Source organism: Prodigiosinella aquatilis, assembly GCA_030388725.1.
Lineage (GTDB): Bacteria > Pseudomonadota > Gammaproteobacteria > Enterobacterales > Enterobacteriaceae > Prodigiosinella > Prodigiosinella aquatilis.
Map to the genome: position 1 here is coordinate 1,961,760 of CP128857.1, position 20,020 is coordinate 1,981,779.

The 20,020-nt window shown below is 49.8% G+C and carries 15 protein-coding genes; 9 read left to right on the forward strand and 6 right to left on the reverse strand.

Annotated elements, in window-relative coordinates:
- Positions 1-123 precede the first annotated feature (123 nt).
- The 4 genes from PCO85_09135 (at position 124) to dmsD (ending at position 4,821) form a co-directional block, all read left to right on the forward strand.
- Positions 124-2,565: a molybdopterin-dependent oxidoreductase gene (locus PCO85_09135; GenBank protein ID WJV55530.1), complete on the forward strand. Its 2,442-nt coding sequence runs from the start codon at positions 124-126 to the stop codon at positions 2,563-2,565.
- A 10-nt stretch (positions 2,566-2,575) separates the two neighbouring features.
- Positions 2,576-3,193 carry a dimethylsulfoxide reductase subunit B gene (gene dmsB / locus PCO85_09140; GenBank protein WJV55531.1) on the forward strand — a complete coding sequence of 206 codons (618 nt, stop codon included), beginning with the start codon at positions 2,576-2,578 and terminating at the stop codon, positions 3,191-3,193.
- A 1-nt stretch (position 3,194) separates the two neighbouring features.
- Positions 3,195-4,055 carry a dimethyl sulfoxide reductase anchor subunit gene (locus tag PCO85_09145; protein ID WJV55532.1) on the forward strand — a complete coding sequence of 287 codons (861 nt, stop codon included), beginning with the start codon at positions 3,195-3,197 and terminating at the stop codon, positions 4,053-4,055.
- A gap of 151 nt (positions 4,056-4,206) precedes the next feature.
- Positions 4,207-4,821, forward strand: coding sequence for a Tat proofreading chaperone DmsD (dmsD, locus tag PCO85_09150; GenBank protein WJV55533.1), 615 nt, complete (start codon positions 4,207-4,209; stop codon positions 4,819-4,821).
- Positions 4,822-4,879: 58 nt separating this feature from the next.
- On the opposite strand, the gene PCO85_09155 is transcribed toward dmsD, so the two are convergent.
- The gene (locus PCO85_09155) at positions 4,880-5,530 is read right to left on the reverse strand and encodes a DsbA family protein (GenBank protein WJV55534.1); all 651 of its coding nucleotides are present in this window, start codon (positions 5,528-5,530) and stop codon (positions 4,880-4,882) included.
- A gap of 418 nt (positions 5,531-5,948) precedes the next feature.
- Between PCO85_09155 and PCO85_09160 the strand changes: the two genes are divergently transcribed.
- Positions 5,949-7,100 (forward strand): MFS transporter, encoded by a 1,152-nt coding sequence (locus tag PCO85_09160; protein ID WJV55535.1) that lies wholly within the window; start codon positions 5,949-5,951, stop codon positions 7,098-7,100.
- Between the two features lie 2 nt (positions 7,101-7,102).
- Here the strand turns inward: PCO85_09160 and PCO85_09165 are convergent, their stop codons facing one another.
- The gene (locus PCO85_09165) at positions 7,103-8,026 is read right to left on the reverse strand and encodes a LysR family transcriptional regulator (GenBank protein WJV55536.1); all 924 of its coding nucleotides are present in this window, start codon (positions 8,024-8,026) and stop codon (positions 7,103-7,105) included.
- A 268-nt stretch (positions 8,027-8,294) separates the two neighbouring features.
- Here PCO85_09165 and PCO85_09170 point away from each other — a divergent pair, with 268 nt between their 5' ends.
- The gene (locus tag PCO85_09170; GenBank protein WJV55537.1) at positions 8,295-9,599 is read left to right on the forward strand and encodes a cytosine permease; all 1,305 of its coding nucleotides are present in this window, start codon (positions 8,295-8,297) and stop codon (positions 9,597-9,599) included.
- Here the strand turns inward: PCO85_09170 and pflA are convergent.
- The 4 genes from pflA to ycaO all read right to left on the reverse strand — a co-directional run bounded on the left by pflA (position 9,593) and on the right by ycaO (position 16,231).
- Positions 9,593-10,327, reverse strand: a complete 735-nt coding sequence (gene pflA, locus PCO85_09175) for a pyruvate formate lyase 1-activating protein (protein ID WJV56043.1) — start codon at positions 10,325-10,327, stop codon at positions 9,593-9,595. The two genes, PCO85_09170 and pflA, sit on opposite strands and share 7 nt — an antisense overlap.
- Positions 10,328-10,717: 390 nt before the next feature.
- Positions 10,718-13,000 (reverse strand): formate C-acetyltransferase, encoded by a 2,283-nt coding sequence (pflB, locus tag PCO85_09180; GenBank protein ID WJV55538.1) that lies wholly within the window; start codon positions 12,998-13,000, stop codon positions 10,718-10,720.
- Positions 13,001-13,058: 58 nt separating this feature from the next.
- Positions 13,059-13,916 (reverse strand): formate transporter FocA, encoded by an 858-nt coding sequence (gene focA / locus PCO85_09185; GenBank protein ID WJV55539.1) that lies wholly within the window; start codon positions 13,914-13,916, stop codon positions 13,059-13,061.
- 551 nt (positions 13,917-14,467) lie between these two features.
- Positions 14,468-16,231: a 30S ribosomal protein S12 methylthiotransferase accessory factor YcaO gene (gene ycaO, locus PCO85_09190; GenBank protein WJV55540.1), complete on the reverse strand. Its 1,764-nt coding sequence runs from the start codon at positions 16,229-16,231 to the stop codon at positions 14,468-14,470.
- 253 nt (positions 16,232-16,484) lie between these two features.
- On the opposite strand from ycaO, the gene serC reads away from it, so the two are divergent.
- From serC to cmk, 3 genes are all read left to right on the forward strand, one after another.
- Positions 16,485-17,570: a 3-phosphoserine/phosphohydroxythreonine transaminase gene (gene serC / locus PCO85_09195; GenBank protein ID WJV55541.1), complete on the forward strand. Its 1,086-nt coding sequence runs from the start codon at positions 16,485-16,487 to the stop codon at positions 17,568-17,570.
- A 240-nt stretch (positions 17,571-17,810) separates the two neighbouring features.
- Positions 17,811-19,100, forward strand: coding sequence for a 3-phosphoshikimate 1-carboxyvinyltransferase (gene aroA, locus PCO85_09200; protein ID WJV55542.1), 1,290 nt, complete (start codon positions 17,811-17,813; stop codon positions 19,098-19,100).
- Positions 19,101-19,282: 182 nt separating this feature from the next.
- Positions 19,283-19,960 carry a (d)CMP kinase gene (cmk, locus tag PCO85_09205; protein ID WJV55543.1) on the forward strand — a complete coding sequence of 226 codons (678 nt, stop codon included), beginning with the start codon at positions 19,283-19,285 and terminating at the stop codon, positions 19,958-19,960.
- Positions 19,961-20,020 lie beyond the last annotated feature (60 nt).

The following is a 20,020-nucleotide window of genomic DNA, read 5'->3' on the forward strand; positions in this document are numbered from 1 at the left end:
TGTAAGCCTAAACTGGCTTTAGTGACAACATTTTGATTAAGAAGTAATTTCATAAATGTTGCCAGCCGGAGCGTTTTTCGTTCTGACGCCCTGCTCCCCTTTAACGAAAAGTGGGTTTAGCCTATGAACAATGCCAAAAATTCCCGTTTGCTCATGCAGCCTGTCAGTCGACGTGCACTGGTAAAAAGCGGTGCGCTTTGCGGCGTCGCTGCGGCGGCCAGTAGTTTGTCGTTACCTTTCGTCAGCAAGGCCATCGCCGGGCAGACAATTCCTGTAGCACCAGCGGAAAAAGTCATCTGGAGCGCCTGTACCGTAAACTGTGGTAGCCGTTGCCCGCTGCGTATGCATGTGGTTGATGGCGAGATTCGTTACGTCGAAACGGATAACACTGGTAAGGATATCTATGACGGTTTCCATCAGGTACGAGCCTGCTTGCGAGGGCGTTCGATGCGCCGTCGTGTCTATAATCCCGATCGACTGAAATACCCGATGAAGCGTGTAGGCAAGCGCGGAGAGGGTAAGTTTGAACGAATTAGCTGGGATGAAGCTCTGGATATCATCGCCGCCAGTCTGAAGAGTATTGTCGGAAAGTACGGTAATGAAGCGGTATACCTGAATTATGGTACCGGCACGCTGGGCGGCACCATGACGCGTTCATGGCCACCAGGAAAAACGCTGATTGCCCGCTTGATGAACTGTTATGGCGGTTACCTCAATCAATACGGTGATTACAGTACAGCGCAGATTACGGCTGGCTTGAACTATACCTATGGCGGTTGGGCTCCCGGTAACAGTCCATCCGATATTGAAAACAGTAAACTGGTGGTGCTGTTCGGCAATAATCCGTCTGAAACCCGAATGAGTGGTGGTGGAGTAACCTACTATCTGGAACAAGCACGCCAGAAATCCAACGCCAAAATGATTATTATTGATCCCCGTTACACGGATACTGGCGCTGGTCGGGAAGATGAATGGATCCCCATTCGTCCGGGTACTGATGCCGCGCTGGTGGCGGGTATGGCACATGTACTGATTAACGAAAATCTGGTGGATCAGGCTTTTCTGGATAAATACTGTGTTGGCTATGACGAAAAAACGCTGCCAGCCGGAGCACCGGCTAACGGCCACTACAAGGCCTATATTCTAGGGCAGGGGCCGGATGGTATCGCTAAAACACCACAATGGGCTTCGGCTATCACCGGTATTCCCGCTGGAAATATCATTAAATTGGCCCGGGAGATCGGTAGTACCAAACCGGCGTTTATCTCGCAGGGGTGGGGGCCGCAACGACGCTCGAATGGCGAGTTGACTTCACGGGCGATCGCCATGCTCCCTATTCTTACCGGCAATGTGGGTATCCACGGCGGTAATAGTGGTGCGCGAGAAAGTTCCTATGAAACGGCATTTGTCCGTATGCCGACATTAACCAATCCGGTAAAAACCAGTATTTCCATGTTCATGTGGACTGATGCCATTGAGCGCGGGCCAGAAATGACGGCGCTAAAAGATGGTGTGCGTGGTAAAGACAAGCTGGATGTGCCGATCAAATTCATCTGGAACTATGCTAGTAACTGTCTGATAAACCAGCACTCTCAGATTAACCAGACACATAATATTCTGCAAGATGACAGCAAATGCGAGATGGTTGTAGTGATTGATAATCACATGACGGCGTCAGCGAAATATGCGGATATCTTGCTACCGGATTGCACGGCTTCCGAACAGATGGATTTTTGTCTGGATGCCTCCTGCGGCAACATGGCTTATGTGATCTTTGCTGATCAGGTCATCAAGCCAAGATTTGAATGCCGTACGGTGTATGACATGATGACCGGACTGTCAAAACGGTTGGGTGTGGAGCAGCCATTCACGGAAGGACGCACACAGGAACAGTGGATGCGCTATTTGCATCAACAGTCTCAGGCGCTTATGCCTAAATTGCCTGATTTTGACACTTTCCGCCAGCAAGGTCTCTACAAGGAGCGTGATCCCGAAGGACACTTTGTCGCTTATAAAGCGTTCCGCGAAGATCCACAGGCGCATCCACTGACGACGCCATCAGGAAAAATCGAGATTTACTCATCGGCACTGGCGAAGATAGCGGCTACCTGGACGTTATCACCGGGGGACGTGATTGATCCGTTGCCCGTTTACAATGTGGGTTTCGAAAGTTATGGCGATCCGCTGGCCGACAAATATCCTCTTCAACTGAGTGGTTTTCATTATAAAGCCCGCACGCATTCCACTTATGGAAATGTTGAGTTACTGAAAGCCGCCTGTCCGCAGGAGATGTGGATTAACCCCGTCGATGCTACTCCGCGTGGCATCGCAAGTGGCGACAAGGTTCGTATCTGGAATGATCGAGGACAGGTCGATATTGAAGCCAAAGTGACACCACGGATTATCCCCGGTGTCGTCGCATTGAGTGAAGGCGCATGGTATTCCCCTGACGCACAGCGTATCGATAAGGGCGGGTGTATTAATGTGTTGACGACACAACGGCCTTCTCCACTGGCAAAAGGGAATCCTTCTCATACCAATCTGGTTGAAGTGCAAAAAATTTAGGAGATAGCCGATGAGTACGCAATATGGTTTTTATATTGATTCAAATCGGTGTACCGGTTGTAAAACCTGCGAGCTGGCATGCAAAGACTTTAAAAACCTGTCACCGGATGTGAATTTTCGTCGTATTTATGAATATGCCGGGGGAAACTGGCAACAGGATGGTGAGACCTGGCATCAGAACGTGTTCGCCTATTATCTCTCCATTGCCTGTAACCATTGCAGTGATCCTGCCTGTGTCAAGGTGTGCCCAAGTGGTGCCATGCACAAGCAGGAGGACAATTTTGTAGTGGTCAATGAAGAGGTGTGCATCGGCTGTCGCTATTGCGAAATGGCTTGCCCGTATGGCGCGCCGCAGTTTGATGCGCAAAAAGGACACATGACCAAATGTGACGGGTGTTATCAGCGGGTGGCGGAAGGCAAGAAGCCTATCTGCGTGGAATCCTGTCCGCTACGGGCACTGGATATGGCTCCAATCGAAGAGCTGCGGGCGAAATATGGTGACTTGGCGGAGATAGCCCCATTGCCACAAGCTCATTTTACGCAGCCCAATATTGTACTGAAACCTAATCCTAACAGCCGCCCGGTAGGGGATACTTCCGGTTATCTGGCAAATCCGAGGGAGGTGTAACATGGGAAGCGGATGGTATGAATGGCCACTGGTGATCTTCACCGTACTGGGACAGTGTGTGGCGGGTGGGTTTATCGTGATGGCGCTGGTCTTATTGAGTAGTGACATGGATGTGCAACGGGCCCGACGTATTAACCGGATGATGTTTTTCCTGTGGGTGCTGATGGGGGTGGGATTTGTGGCGTCGTTCCTGCACCTGGGGTCGCCGTTACGGGCGATGAACGCGCTGAACCGACTGGGATCGTCGTCACTCAGCAATGAAATTGCTGCGGGTTCCCTGTTCTTGGCGCTTGGCGGACTATACTGGTTGTTGTCTGTTGTAGGCAAACTGCCGGCTGTAGCTGGCCGGATCTGGCTATGGGTCACGCTGATAGCGGCGCTGGTGTACATGTACGCGATGATTCATGTCTATGACATCGACACCGTGCCGACCTGGTACAACAGCTTTACGCCGGTGCATTTTATCATGACCGCCGTGATTGGCGGGCCGTTGCTGGGGTATTTGCTGCTACGTGCGGCAGGAGAGACGAACAACCTGATGCGTTGGTTGCCGCTGGTCAGCTTGTTGGGGCTGGTAGTCAGTATTGCCGCTAACCTGATGCAGACGGCTGGACTGGCGGAAATCCACAGCTCGGTCCAGCAGGCATCGCAGCTGATACCACTGTATGGTGATATTCAGTTGGGTCGGCTGATACTGCTGGTCGCCGGGCTGGGATGCTGGATTTATCCGTTATCCCGCGGTAAGACACCGGCATTGAGTGGGCTGATAGGCGCCATGGTGTTGGTGGTCGGCGGTGAGTTATTGGGCCGGGTCATCTTTTATGGTTTGCATATGACGGTGGGAATGGCGGTGGCAGGGTAAGCGGTTTGCACGCATGACAGCGGTGAATATTCTGATGCATGAGAATTCAGATACCGCCTTATGGTGTCCTCCAGAGGGAAATACTATGGTTTGGATGCTGGATAACCGCGTGGCGGAAGATATTTCCGCCTCTTTGTAAGTGAGGTTTCCCATGACAAAACAGATCGTTAGTCTGACTGGTCGCATGTTAGGTGCATTGTTGTATTACGCTCCGGATGACGAGCGTAACGCTGAACTGCTTTCCCAACTACGGCAGCATGATTGGTATCAGATGTGGCCTTGTGGTGATGCAGAGCAGATTGCCATAGCGGCACAGCAGATTAATGACGGTTTACAGACGGGTTACGATGAAAAACTGTCCGATGCCTGGCAGAAACTGTTCATCGGCCCTTATGCGCTGCCGGCCCCGCCGTGGGGGTCGGTTTATCTTGATCGGGAAAATGTACTGTTTGGTGATTCCACATTGGCATTGCGTGAATGGTTACGCCAGCAAGGTATTGAACCACAGAGCGAGCAGCGTGACCCGGAAGATCATATCGGGCTGATGTTGATGTTGGCGGCCTGGTGTGCGGAAAACCAGCCAGATGGTGTGCCGGTGCTGCTGTCTGAACATTTGCTGCCTTGGGCTATGCGCTATCTCGAATTGCTGGAGCAAGGGGCTGAGCATCCTTTTTACCAGGGACTGGCTGTGCTCACCCGCACGACATTGCTGGACTGGCAGGGACGCTACCAGATTACCCTGACCGAAAGAACACTGTTTTATTAATAGCCGGAATCCGGTCTGACAGGGTGCGCCTCAGACCGGTTATTCTTTTTGACGGGATTCATTCCACTTTGTTATCGGCGACCAGTTTGGTCAGATAATCATGCCACTGCTCGGGGCGTCCCAGCCAGGAGGCAATGTTGATGGTGGTATAGATATCGTCTACGGCAAACACCAGCGTTGGGAAACCGGCACCACCCGATTGCGTTAGCCAGAGACGGCTTTCTTCAATATGTTTTCGGGTAGGTAGTCCGCACCAGCGGGCGTAGGCCGCTTCAAATGACGTTACATCAAGACCGATTTCCGCCACCATTTTTATCAGTACTGGAAGGTCGGAGATACGCAATCCTTCTACATAATGTGCATTCTGCAATCGTTCCAGTAAATCGATCCCTCGTTTGCCAAGCGTTTCCGCTGCCAAAATCGCCGTGATGGGTGGTTCTGAATCCAGGATGGCAGTGATATCCCACAACAATCCATTGAAATAGCCATCGCCAAAAGGCTGACCGCTTATCTGGGCGATGCGGCGATCGTGAGGCTGAATATAGTCGCGCCATTCGGCGGTGATTCGGCGGCGGCCCGGCCCGGTCATCATGCCGCCCGCATGTAATATGATAGGCAGGCCCTCTATTTTACGTGCAGTGCGTATCAACGGCGCTGCGGCATAGCACCAGCCGCATAGCGGGTCAAAAATATAGTGTAGCGTGTTCATGTATCTGCTCCGTATGCCGAACTGGTTAAAATGAGGTGCCGGATGTCGTTGCGTCTGAAATCCCTGCTTGCCGAGGAAAGCGACGATAACTCGCTGAATTACGTAGCGCTATTTTCATATTATTACCTATTTCCTGAGAGTTAGGGGACCAAGGCAAAATTTTCTCTGATTGTTGATCGCAAAGTTGGAAATAAAATTGCCCCATAGGCAAGAGAGAGTAAGCCATGGTGGATAATACCGATGAAACTGTAGGGATGAAGTATCATCAATACTCGTCGGGATAATGGGCTACCCTCCATCTCCGATTTTCCCTGGTGATGAACAAATTGTGCGGCACACTGTTGGGTGTCGATTGACTTTATTTTTGCCAGTGGCATGATGCGCGCAAATCATCATCTCTTCTCGGTCACCTGTTCCCATGTCCACCTACACGCGTCCAGTTTTGTTGCTGCTCAGCAGTCTTTTGCTGTTGACGGTATGTATTGCTGTGTTGAATACGCTGGTACCATTATGGCTTAACTATCAACGAGTTTCAGTCTGGCAAGTGGGGATGGTTGGGTCTTTCTATTTCAGCGGAAATTTACTGGGAACGCTGATTGCCGGGAAATTAATTCGCTATTGCGGATTTAACCGCAGTTATTATTTTGCCTCTCTGTTGTTTGGCATTGCCTCGGCGGCGCTGGTGCTGTCACCAGATATCTGGAACTGGTTGCTGTGGCGTTTTATCGCTGGTGTGGGTTGTGCGCTGATTTGGGTGATAGTGGAAAGTGCGCTGCTGTGCAGTGGAACGTCAGTCAACCGCGGACAGCTGTTGGCTGCTTATATGATTGCCTATTATCTGGGGAGTGTGGTCGGGCAATTATTGCTGAGCATTCTGCCTACCAATATATTCAGCGTATTGCCGTGGGTGGTATCGCTGGTTGTGCTGGCATCGCTTCCGTTACTGTTTACCATGATCCCACCGCCGCAACCCGTCACACATCATGTTAACTTATGGCGGATGATGAAATACCGTCACGCCAGGTTGGGTATCCATGGATGCGTCATTTCCGGTGTTATTCTCGGATCGCTATATGGGTTGATGCCGTTGTATTTATCTCATCAGGGCATGAGTGATTCCCAGGTAGGTTATTGGATGGCGTTGCTGATCAGTGCCGGGATTGTCGGGCAGTGGCCGATAGGCAAGATGGCCGATCGGTATGGCCGCTTACTGGTGCTGCGGGTATTGGTCTTTGCCGTGATTGTCGGTTGTCTGGTGATGCTGGGTGTCAGTCACTATGTGATGGTGCCGGCGCTGTTTATTCTGGGATGCGCTGGTTTTACCCTGTATCCGGTGGCTATGTCCTGGGCATGTGAAAAAGTTTTGCCAGATGAACTGGTGGCGATGAACCAGGCGCTGTTGCTCAGTTATACCATCGGTAGTTTATGTGGTCCGGGGATGGCGGCAATGTTGATGCAAAACTACTCCGATAAGTTGTTGTTTGTGCTGATTGCCGCCGTTTCTTCCTGCTATCTGGTCATGCTGTTGAAGAAGGGCGATCACCATCCCAAACCGTTTGCCACTGCCTAAGGCTAGTTTGATTTTTCGGTTAACGAAGGCCGACCGGCTTCAATAATGCTATTCCACAGCACTTCCGCTACCGGGCTTAGGCGGTACTTGACATTGCGCACCAGGTAAAAAATACTGGTCAGGTTCAGCCGGTCAGGGGCAATGGCTGTGAGTCGGCCAGCCTTAACCCAACTCGTAGCATAGTGATCCGGCAAGAATCCCATATGTGTCCCCGCCAGTAGCAGCAGTAAGTTGCCTTCTTCGTTCCAGGTAGTATTTTGCAAACCTTGTTTGGCAACGGGACCTAGTTTTTTACAAATTTCGTTCAGTGCGTAACCGCCTATTAACAGTCGTCGGGGATTTAGGGTGCCTTCCTGCCATTCCCGTTCAACGCGCACGGCGTGCTCGCTGGCCACATAAAAAGAGCTGTGCTCGGTAAACGCCGGCTGGAAAAAAATATCTGGTGGAACATCATCCGGCAGTACCGTCAACATCACATCGAGATCGCCGTTTTTCAGTTGTTCTATCAAGGAGTGATAGTCGCTGATTTTGAGGTGCGCTGATGCTTCTGGACTGAGATCGTAAAGCGTGCGGATAGCCTTGGAGACAGCTTGAGCCGGATGAGAGACAATATTATCCAGGCATCCGATGCGGACTTCACCAATCAGTTCGTGTTTAATCCTGGCCAACCGATTAGCAAAATCATCCAGTGTGGCAATTACCGATTTGGCTTCCTGATAAACCATCTCACCCTCGGTGGTCAGAGAAAAGCCACCACGACCACGTTCACACAGTATCAGCCCCAGTGTGTCTTCCAATCGGGAAAGATAGTGGCTTAACACCGGCTGGCTGAGCCCGGTGGTATCCTGAGCATTGGTGATGCCCTGTTTTTCCACGATTTTACAAAAAAGCTTCAGCCAGCGGATTTCAAGTTTGTCTAAGCGCATATAGTGTCTCTGATAAACATAAATAATTTAGATGTTAACATTGAAATAAATTCATTTTAATCGATGTAATTACCCATTATGTTACGCTCAGACTGTCTCTGTTTGAGGCAGTTACCACAAAAAAATGTGGTTTATGCGCCATCCCAGGGTTTTTCATTAACAATTCTGCCGTCGAATGGCGGCAGAATTGTTCTATGTCATCTGCTGTCTGAACTATAAAATACTTATTCTACGCTAATTATTTACCCTGTATTGTTATTGGGGAATTATGTCTCAAGGAAATACCGCACCTGAAACGTTGCCGTCAAAACGACAACCCTATGATTTTGAATACGAAATTGTACCACAGACCGCGCGTAAACGCTGGTATGTGATCACACTTATCTGGGTGGCGATGGGACTCGATATTTCGGGTCTTTTTTTGGGTACGTTTCTAAGCAGCGGACTGTTGTTTCCTCAGGCTGTCGGCGCAACCCTGATCGGATCGGCATTACTGGGTGTCATCGCGGCCTTGTGTGCCAATGTCGGTTATGGCTGCGGAGTGTCTACCACACTACTATGTATCTCGGTGTTTGGCCGTTTGGGTGGCAAATTGATTGGGCTGATAGCCGCGCTTTCACTCCTCGGCTGGTTTGCTTTTCAGCTCGATTTCTTCGGCATGATGCTACAAAAAGCGTTGTTACATTATCAGTTTGATTCCGGCCGACTACCAATTCTGATTTTTGGTATGACGTTGATGGCGCTAACGGCTATCTGGGGTGTCAGCGCATTGGGAAAACTCAGTATGTTCAGCGTACCGCTGATGATGATACTGATTGTTTCCGGGATCGTTGCGGCGGCAGGCGTTCAGGGCTCGCCACCCTTGATGGCAGTGAAAGCGCCGATCAGTATGGGGGCCGCCATTTCCTATGTTGTCTCAATCTGGATTGTAGCGGCGGTGATGGCACCGGATATCGCTCGTTATGCCAAAACGCGACATGATGCGCTGTTGGGCGCCGGATTGGGGTTCTTTTTCGGTAACAGTGCCACCATTCTGGTTGCTTTGATATTAGCCCGTTTGGTGGGAAGCAATGATTTGATTGAAATATTTTTCAGCATCGGGCTGGGAATCTCCGCGATTGTGGTGCTGATACTGGCTCAATGGACGACTAACAGTGGCAATCTGGTTTCGGCCGCACTGGGATTGTCTGTGGTGGTCAGGAGATTACCGCGTCCGGTACTGGTGGTGTTATTGGCTGTCGCCGGCCTGTTATTGGCACGTAATGGCATGGTTCACAACTTTACCCCGTTTCTATCGTTGCTGGGGGTGCTGATCTCGCCCGTCGCCGGTGTGTATCTGGTGGAATATTATGTCTGGGGAGCGTCGCGTTTGATGCAAAATGCCCCACAGGTTTCATCGCTGAACCCTACCGCAATGGCCGCCTGGTGTGGCGGTAGCGGGGTTAGTCTGCTCACATCGCCGGATTTTTTTAATCTGCTGACAATGACTACCGTGAGTTCGCTGGATGGGATACTGGTTGGCATGGTGATTTATGGGTTATGGGGCCGGCCCCGCCCCGCCGTACATCAGTAGATGACTTTATGGCCGTAACTGGCGAGGATGGCCTTTACCCGATCCATAGTATCGGTTTTGGGTGGATTTACCCCGTCAAGTTTGTATTCTTCGCCCATTGCCACCCATTTGTGTTTTCCCAATTCGTGGTAGGGCAGCAGCTCAATTTTTTCAATGTTGGACATATCTTTGGTAAATTCCCCCAGCATATGGACTGACCTGTCATCATCAGTCCAACCGGGAACGACGACGGAACGGATCCAGGTCCGCTGGTTGCGCTTGGCCAGATAGCGGGCGAAGTCCAGTGTACGGTGATTGGACACGCCAACCAGATTCTGATGAACACTGTCATCCATCTGTTTCAGATCCAGCATGACCAAATCGGTAACATCCAGCAATTCGTCAATCACCGGGTCGTAACGGCGGACATAACCATTGGTATCCAGACAGGTAGTAATACCTTGTTCTCTACAGGCGCGGAACCAGTCACGCACAAATTCGGCCTGTAAAATGGCTTCACCGCCAGAAGCGGTAACGCCGCCACCGGATGCATTCATGAAATGCCGGTAGGTCACGACTTCTTTCATCAACTCGTCAACGGTAATTTCCTTGCCACCGTGAGTATCCCAGGTATCGCGGTTATGGCAATACAGGCAACGCATCAGACAACCCTGGAAAAAGACAATGAAACGAATTCCCGGGCCATCAACGGTGCCGCAGGATTCATAAGAGTGGATGCGACCTTTCACCACGGGGGTGGCATTGGTTGCTTCAGGAGACTCAAGGGTAACGCTCTGGGTTAACTCATTCATAGATAATCAGTGACACCAACAGGTTCAGCATTGTGGACAGTATAGTGGCATTCCTCTCATTGAGCTAAGGAGCGTGGCATCAGCCAGCGTTCCGAAGCAAAAGACATACTAGAGCAGGAACGATTGAATTACGGAATGCACCGGAGATTCACAACGTCTGAATTTTACCTCTATTCGGCATAAAATGCGTGGCAAATCTGCATTGAAATGGTGAAAACAGGTATTTTCAGGGTATCTTTGCCTCTGACCGTGTTTCTCTGACCGTGCATGAAAAAAAAGGCTCCACCAAAGTGGAGCCTGAGTATTTACACCGTATCAGTCAGCCAATTACATAGACTTAGTGAAGGTACGGGTAATAACGTCTTGCTGTTGTTCTTTGGTCAGTGAGTTAAACCGCACGGCATAACCTGATACGCGAATAGTCAACTGCGGATATTTTTCCGGGTTTTCCATCGCATCAAGCAGCATTTCACGGTTCATCACGTTCACGTTCAGGTGCTGACCGCCTTCAATGCTGGTTTCATGATGGAAGTAACCATCCATCAAACCTGCCAGGTTGGATTTACGCACATCATCATCTTTACCCAACGCATTCGGAACGATAGAGAAGGTGTAAGAAATACCATCTTTAGCATAGGCGAACGGCAGTTTGGCAACAGAGGTCAGCGAAGCAACAGCACCTTTCTGGTCACGGCCGTGCATCGGGTTGGCACCGGGTCCGAACGGAGCGCCAGCGCGACGACCATCTGGAGTGTTACCGGTTTTCTTACCGTAAACTACGTTAGACGTAATGGTCAGTATGGACTGGGTCGGTACCGCGCCACGGTAGGTAGTCAGTTTCTGAATTTTCTTCATGAAACGTTCAACCAGGTCACAGGCCAGGTCATCAACGCGTGAGTCGTTGTTACCGAACTGCGGGTATTCACCTTCGATGTCAAAGTCGATAGCCAGGCCGTCTTCGTCACGGATCGGTTTGACTTTGGCATACTTGATGGCAGACAAGGAGTCAGCTGCTACAGACAGACCAGCGATACCACAAGCCATGGTGCGATAGACGTCACGGTCATGCAGTGCCATCAAAGCGGCTTCGTAGCTGTACTTGTCATGCATGTAATGAATGATGTTCAACGCAGTGACATACTGTTTAGCCAGCCAGTCCATGAAGTGATCCATACGTTCCAACACTTCATCAAAGTCCAGCACATCACTCATGATAGGCGCAGATTTAGGACCAACCTGCATTTTCATTTTTTCGTCCACACCGCCGTTAATAGCGTACAGCATGGTTTTTGCCAGGTTTGCACGGGCACCGAAGAACTGCATTTGTTTACCAACCACCATCGGGCTGACACAACAGGCAATAGCGTAGTCATCGCTGTTGAAGTCAGGACGCATCAGATCATCATTCTCATATTGCAGAGAAGAGGTATCGATGGACACTTTGGCGGCAAATTTCTTGAAGTTCAGCGGGAGTTTTTCAGACCACAGAATTGTGATGTTTGGTTCCGGTGATGGCCCCATGGTGTATAGGGTATTCAGGAAACGGAAGCTGTTTTTGGTAACCAGAGTACGACCATCCAGGCCCATACCACCCAAAGACTCGGTTGCCCAGATTGGGTCGCCTGAGAACAGTTCATCATATTCTGGCGTACGCAGGAAACGTACCATACGCAGTTTCATCACTAAATGGTCGACCAGTTCCTGAGCCTGTTCTTCAGTGATTTTGCCTGCTTTCAGATCGCGTTCAATAAAGATATCCAGGAAGCTGGACACGCGGCCGAAGGACATCGCTGCACCGTTCTGAGACTTAACCGCAGCCAGGTAGCCGAAGTAAGTCCACTGAACAGCTTCACATGCATTGGTAGCCGGACCTGAAATGTCGCAACCATATTTGGCCGCCATTTCTTTAATCTGGCCCAGGGCACGATGCTGGTCAGCAATTTCTTCACGCAGACGGATGGTTGCTTCCAGATCTTCACCGTTTTCCAGTCTGGACTGCAAAGAAGTGAACTGGGCAAACTTGTCTTTCATCAGGTAATCAATACCGTACAGCGCGATGCGGCGGTAGTCACCGATGATACGGCCACGGCCATAGGCGTCTGGCAAGCCGGTCAGAATACCGGATTTACGGCAACGCAGGATATCTGGGGTATAAACATCAAATACGCCCTGGTTGTGCGTTTTACGGTATTCGGTGAAGATTTTCTTCAGTTGCGGATCCAATTCGCGGCCATAGACCTTACAGGAACCTTCAATCATTTTGATGCCACCAAACGGAATAAGTGCACGTTTCAGTGGAGCATCAGTCTGCAAACCAACGATTTTTTCCAGATTCTTGTTGATGTAGCCCGCATCATGAGACGTGATGGTGGCGGCTATATCGGTATCGAAATCAACAGGCGCGTGAGTGCGGTTTTCCTGTTTAACACCTTCCATTACCTGATCCCACAGCGCAGTCGTCGCTTTGGTGGCACCAGCCAGGAACGATTCATTACCTTCATACGGCGTGTAGTTTTTCTGAATGAAGTCACGAACGTTAACTCCATCCTGCCATTCACCTTTGCTAAAGCCTTGCCATGCACTGGCCAATTTTTCATTCAGCTCGGTCATTTTACACCTACCTTTAGATATGGATTTCTTAGAACCCGATGTTGCGGCCGATAGCACCTTAGTGCTTTTCTCCACCGCGCAAATAAATAACCCAATAGGTCAAGCCTACCATCAACCCCCCACCAATAATGTTGCCGATCGTGACTGGAATCAGGTTATTAGTAATAAAGTTACTAACGGTTAAATGCTCAAATTGTGTGGGTACCATACCGATGGCATGCCAGAATTCGGCAGAGGCGAAGTTCTTCACCACGATCCCCATCGGAATCATAAACATATTAGCGATGCTGTGTTCAAAGCCGCTGGCCACAAACATGGCAACCGGCAGGATCATGGCGAACATCTTGTCGGTCAGGCTGCGGCCGGAATAACTCATCCATACGGCCAGGCAGACCATCAGATTAGCCAAAATACCGAGGCAGAGCGCCTGGACAAAGGTATGTTCCAGTTTATGGTTGGCTGTTTGCATAACATTCAGCCCCCAGGATCCGTTCGCCACCATGTGTTCACCAGAAAACCAGATTAATGCAACAAAGAATAGGGCACCGATCAAGTTGCCGACGTACACGTTTATCCAGTTGAGGGCGAGTTGTTTCCAGGTGATTCGGCCACTGGCCTTGGCAATGACGATCAGCACCGTCGAAGTGAACAAGTCTGCACCACAGACTACCACCAACATCAGCCCGAGAGAAAAGCAGATGCCGCCAATCAATTTTGCCACACCAAATGGCATAGCGCTTGATCCAGTGGTGGCGGTAATATAAAAAACAAATGCAATAGAGATAAAAACACCAGCAGTAATTGCCAGATAAAAAGTAGTAAGCGGCTGTTTTGTCGCTTTATAAACGCCGGCATCTTCAGCAGCTTTCGCCATGGCGGCAGGTAATAACAATGTGAAGGGGTTGTCAGCTTTCACACTAACTCTCTCTTAAAATTTATCAGCGTCGAGATATTAACAAAGCAGTATAATCCGAAAATTGATATGGATCATATTGGCAGAAACTATTGGGGCTATCAAGCGAGGTTTAATCCTTATTTTCATGCCTAATTATATGAAAAATAAAAATAAAATTTTTTTTTAATTTTTACAAAAAGAGTTGAATTAACCCGATCTTCAATGCCGAACAAGCGTTAAAAAAAATAAGTTTTTGTAGTAATTCAGTTTGCTACTTCGACGATATTTAATTATTTGTTCACCATTTGCTAACAATATTGCTGTCAGCATATTTTCATCAAACGAAATGGCGGTAAATAAATAATGACATGTCGTCAGAAAAGTAAAATTAACCATAATAAAAACAAGGTTAATTGACGATAAAAAAAAGAATATGCAGAAGTGTAAAATAAAAACATCGCTAATGGGAATGTATTCTTTACGGCGCATGGTTATTCTATTTTACGAAAAAAATGGCAAGCGCCTGGGGTACAGGCGCTTGCCGCGGTTAGCACTATCGATATGCAGAGCGACTACTGCTTTTGCCAATGCTTACGTTTAACCTTTTGTAGCTTCTCGTAGGCGGCCAGCAGTGACTGATGCGCAGGCAATGCCTTCAACTCGGCATCTATCGCAAACAACCCATGGAAACACTGTTCCCCGGCGATGGCTGCGCTGGCGACATCTACCGCATCCTGTCCGTACATTTTTACGAAAGCATCATAATACTGTGCCGGATCGCGTTCTGGTTCGAGTGCCAGTTGCAGTAGTGTGCGCAAACAACGGTAATAGTTGCTGCGTTCGGCACTGAAAACAGACTGATTGAAGTCCTGCGACCATTCGACCCAACTCAGCGCCAGATCCCGATCGCCACCCGCGAGCGCGAGCATGGCTTTCAGTTCACCAATGCGCAATGTGAACCAGCCGTTATCTTTGCCGGAGGCAATACCCAGCAGCTCACGTACCCGAGTGAAATCGTCCAGCCCTTCATCATCCAGTTGTTGTAGTAATTCCAGATAATTCTGTGGTTCCCACTGGCTGTCAGGCAATGTCAGCAATGTATCCCGCAGATGTGCGCCCATGCTGCTGTTGGCCAGCCATAGATCTTCGGCCGGGTAAATGTCAGACATACCCGGCACCAGGATTCGGCAGGCATACACAGCAAGATGCTCGTAGTCGGCGATATACACGTCTTTATTTTCCTTGCGGAAAATGGACATCAGCGTGACAAATTCCTGCTCGGTCGTGCCACTGAAATCCCAGTCAGCAAAATCATAGTCGGCTTTTTGTCGGAACATGTCCCAGGAAATCAGACCGCTGGAATCGATAAAATGGGTTTCCAGATTGGTGTGTTCTGCGACTTCGTCGCTATCAAAAGTAGGGGGCGTAAATACGTCTAAATCCTTCAGACTCCGCCCTTGCAACAGTTCGGTTACGGTACGTTCCAGTGCCACGCCAAAATCCGGGTGTGCGCCGAAAGAGGCGAAACAGGTACCGTTATCGGGGTTAAACAGTACGACACAAATGACCGGATACTGACCACCGAGAGAAGCGTCATAGGCAAAAATCGGGAAGCCTTCTTTTTCCAGTGCGGCAATCGCTTCAATCACGGTGGGATAGCGAGCCAGAACCGCAGATGGAATTTCCGGCAGACTGATAGATTCCGCAATAATCCGGTTTTTCACATAACGCTCAAAAACTTCGGAAAGCGCCTGAACCCGGGCCTCATTGGCGGTATTACCGGCGGACATGCCGTTGGAAACATACAGATTACCGATGATATTCATCGGAATATAAATCGTTTGCTGATCGGACTGACGGGTAAAGGGCAGCGCGCAGATGCCGCGGGCGGCGTTACCGGATTGCAGATCGATCAGGTCGCTGGCTACCAGTTCTTGCTCGGGATCGTAAAAGGCGCGCAGGCGCGCATCCAGAATACCGTCCGGCAGGGTGTCATCTTCCGGTAGCACAAACCATTTTTCATCTGGATAGTGCACGAAATCGCCTTCGGCAATCTCCTTGCCCAGATAGAAATCAGCAAAAAAATAGTTGGTAGACAGTCGCTCAAAATACTCACCCAGCGCGGAGGCCAATGCTGCCTTTTTCGTCGCGCCTTTACCATTGGTGAAGCACAACGCGCAGTCGCGATCACGGATGTGTACTGACCAAACATTAGGAACCGGATTCAGCCATGAGGCTTCTTCGATGTTAAACCCCAGATTGAGGAGCTGTTGTTGAAAACGGGCGATGGAATCTTCCAGGGCGGCGTCTTTGCCTGGGATAAACGTTTGAGTCATGGCTCTCACTCGGTGATATTTTAAATAGAAACCGCATAATACGGGCTTTTGCGTGCTGACTCTATTTATTCTGTAACAGATAGGTAACAGTGAGGAAGATCGCTGAATACGGTGCTAAAGTTTTCGTCTACAGTGCGTAATAAGCGTTGCAGGAGCGTAAGCCGAGTGATAAAACCGGTAGCAGGGCAAAAACAAATGCGGCGGCACGAATGTGCTAAATATGGTCGCGGTTATAGATATGTGGTGAGGGGACATGACTCAAGTTTTCAATTTTAGTGCCGGTCCAGCAATGTTGCCGGTAGAAGTGTTACGTCGGGCAGAACAGGAATTATGCAATTGGCATGGCCTGGGTACTTCGGTGATGGAAATCAGCCACCGTAGCAAAGAATTTATTCAGGTTGCCAAAGAATCCGAACAAGATTTACGTGATTTGATGAAAGTCCCTCCCAACTATAAGGTGTTATTCTGCCACGGTGGTGCGCGTGCGCAATTTGCCGCTGTGCCGCTCAATATTCTCGGTAGCCGAGATAACGCTGATTATATTGACGGCGGCTATTGGGCACACAGCGCTATTAATGAAGCGGAAAAATACTGCACGCCGAACACTATTGATGTTAAAACCCGGATTGATGGTCTGCGCGCAGTAAAACCGATGCGTGAGTGGTCTCTGTCTGATGATGCCGCCTTCGTCCATTATTGTCCGAATGAGACTATTGATGGGTTGGCTATCGAAGAAGAGCCTGATTTTGGCGACAAAGTTGTGGTAGCCGACTATTCCTCCAGCATTCTGTCCCGTCCGATTGATGTCAGTCGTTACGGTGTCATTTATGCCGGCGCACAGAAAAATATCGGTCCGGCAGGGCTGACGGTGGTCATCGTGCGGGACGATCTGTTGGGCAAGGCACGTCGTGAGCTGCCTTCTATTCTGGATTATAAAGTGCTGGCGGATAACGACTCCATGTTCAATACTCCGCCAACGTTTGCCTGGTATCTTTCCGGTATGGTATTCAAGTGGTTGAAAGAACAAGGCGGCTTGATTGATATGGAGAAACGCAATCAGGCAAAAGCTGATTTGCTCTATTCTACGATTGATGGCAGTGGCTTCTATCGCAATGATGTGTCACCCGCTAACCGTTCACGCATGAACATTCCGTTCCTGCTGGCAGATTCGGCGTTGGACAGCCTGTTCTTGCAGGAGGCTCAGGCCGCAGATCTGCATGCGCTGAAAGGTCACCGAGTAGTGGGAGGGATGCGCGCATCTATTTACAACGCGATGCCGTTGGCTGGTGTGCAAGCACTGACTGAGTTTATGGCCGATTTTGAACGCCGTCATGGCTGATAACCCGCATCAAGGCGATGATGTTCCGGGATTGCTGATAAAGGTTTCGTCTCCCTGCTGAGGCAGGGTTTCAATCTGATGTGGGTATATTGTTGATAAATCCTCGCTTATGCGGAAATGACACCGTGTAGCATCAGAACGGTTATCTTCATTCTGAACCGACAGCGTCGCTGTTATTTAAAAATCCCCGGTTGTGTTGCCGGGGTTTTTATATCAATGCTTTTGGAGAATGTGTTTCACATGCAGGAATCCCTGACTCTACATCCTATTAAATTAGTTAATGGTATCCTCAATTTGCCCGGTTCGAAAAGCGTATCCAATCGTGCATTGTTACTGGCTGCGCTAGCTGAAGGCACTACCCACCTGACCAATCTGCTGGATAGTGACGATGTGCGTCACATGCTCAATGCCCTGCAAGCAATGGGTGTCAGTTATCAACTCTCAGACGATCGTACCCGGTGTGACATCATTGGGCTGGGAACCGCGTTCACGGTTGAGACTCCGCTAGAGTTGTTTCTGGGAAATGCCGGTACGGCAATGCGTCCGCTGGCCGCCGCGCTATGCCTGACTGCCGGTGACATTGTGCTGACGGGTGAACCGCGAATGAAAGAGCGCCCCATCGGCCATTTGGTGGACGCGTTACGTCAAGGTGGTGCAAGGATTGATTATCTGGAGCAGGAAAACTATCCGCCTCTGCGTCTTTACGGCGGTTTTCAGGGCGGAGAAATCAGTGTCGATGGCAGCGTTTCCAGCCAATTTCTGACAGCACTTCTGATGATGGCACCGCTGGCGGAAAACGACACCCGGATCAGTATCAAAGGTGAGCTGGTATCCAAACCTTATATCGACATCACGCTACATATGATGAAAGCCTTCGGAATTGAGGTGGATAACGATAATTACCAGCACTTTATGGTGACCGGGAATCAACATTATCGTTCCCCAGGTGATTATCTGGTGGAAGGTGATGCGTCCTCAGCATCCTATTTTCTGGCTGCGGCCGCGATCAAGGGCGGGACAGTCCGCGTAACCGGCGTGGGTCGTAACAGTGTGCAAGGTGATATCCGTTTTGCTGATGTACTGGAAAAAATGGGCGCGAAAATCCGCTGGGGTAACGATTATATCGAATGCCAACGTGGTGAACTTCATGCTATTGACATGGATATGAATCATATTCCCGATGCGGCTATGACGATTGCGACTACTGCACTATTTGCTCAGGGGGGAACAACCACCCTGCGGAACATCTATAACTGGCGCGTAAAAGAGACCGATCGATTAGCTGCGATGGCGACAGAATTACGCAAAGTCGGTGCCGAGGTTGAAGAAGGTGAGGATTACATCCGTATTACGCCGCCACAACAGCTACAGGCGGCAAGCATTGCTACTTACAATGATCATCGCATGGCAATGTGTTTTTCGTTGGTAGCGTTATCTGACACGCCTGTCACAATTATGGACCCGAAATGCACAGCGAAGACTTTCCCGGACTATTTCGACCAGTTGGAACGGCTGAGTCAACACGTGTAACCCAAAATGTCCAGGGTGGGTGAATACCCTGGGCATAGTTTTTTCCTCCGTCCTCTTCGGATTTTGCCCTATTTATTGCGAGGATAAGTCTTTAATTTAACGATTATCGCCAGAGATGCGTATAATGCTCTACCATATTGTCTACACAATGACGGGATTGTTTTTCCCTGAAGGAGAATGAAATGGTGGCGACTGCACCAGTGATTACGGTCGACGGACCGAGTGGCGCGGGCAAAGGTACTTTATGCAAAGGGCTGGCAGAGGCTTTGCAGTGGAACCTGCTGGATTCCGGTGCGATTTATCGGGTACTGGCGCTGGCAGCACTGCATCATCAGGTGGATATCACTGCGGAAGACGCCCTGGTTCCCTTGGCAACTCATCTGGATGTACGGTTTATCCCAGAGAATGGGCAGTTGAAGATCATTCTTGAAGGTGAAGATGTCAGTAATGAAATCAGAACTGAAGCGGTGGGCAACACGGCATCTCAGACGGCCGCCTTTCCTCGGGTGCGAGAGGCGTTGTTGCGCCGCCAGCGGGCGTTTCGTGAAGCGCCAGGATTAGTTGCTGATGGCCGGGATATGGGAACAGTGGTGTTTCCCGATGCGGCAGTAAAAATATTTTTAGATGCCAGCGCGGAAGAACGTGCGCAACGCCGCATGCTACAGTTGCAGGAAAGTGGCTTTAGTGTTAACTTTGAACGTCTTTTGTCCGAGATAAAGGAACGGGATAACCGTGACCGGACTCGCTCTGTTGCGCCGCTGGTGCCAGCCCCAGATGCTTTGGTGCTGGATTCAACAGATATGGCACTGGATGAAGTCGTTGAACGGGCACTGGCGTACGTGCGTCAGGTTTTAGTCTGAGCGACGAAAAACAATGAATATCAACCTCACAGTAAGGACTTGCAGCGAGGTATGTTAAAC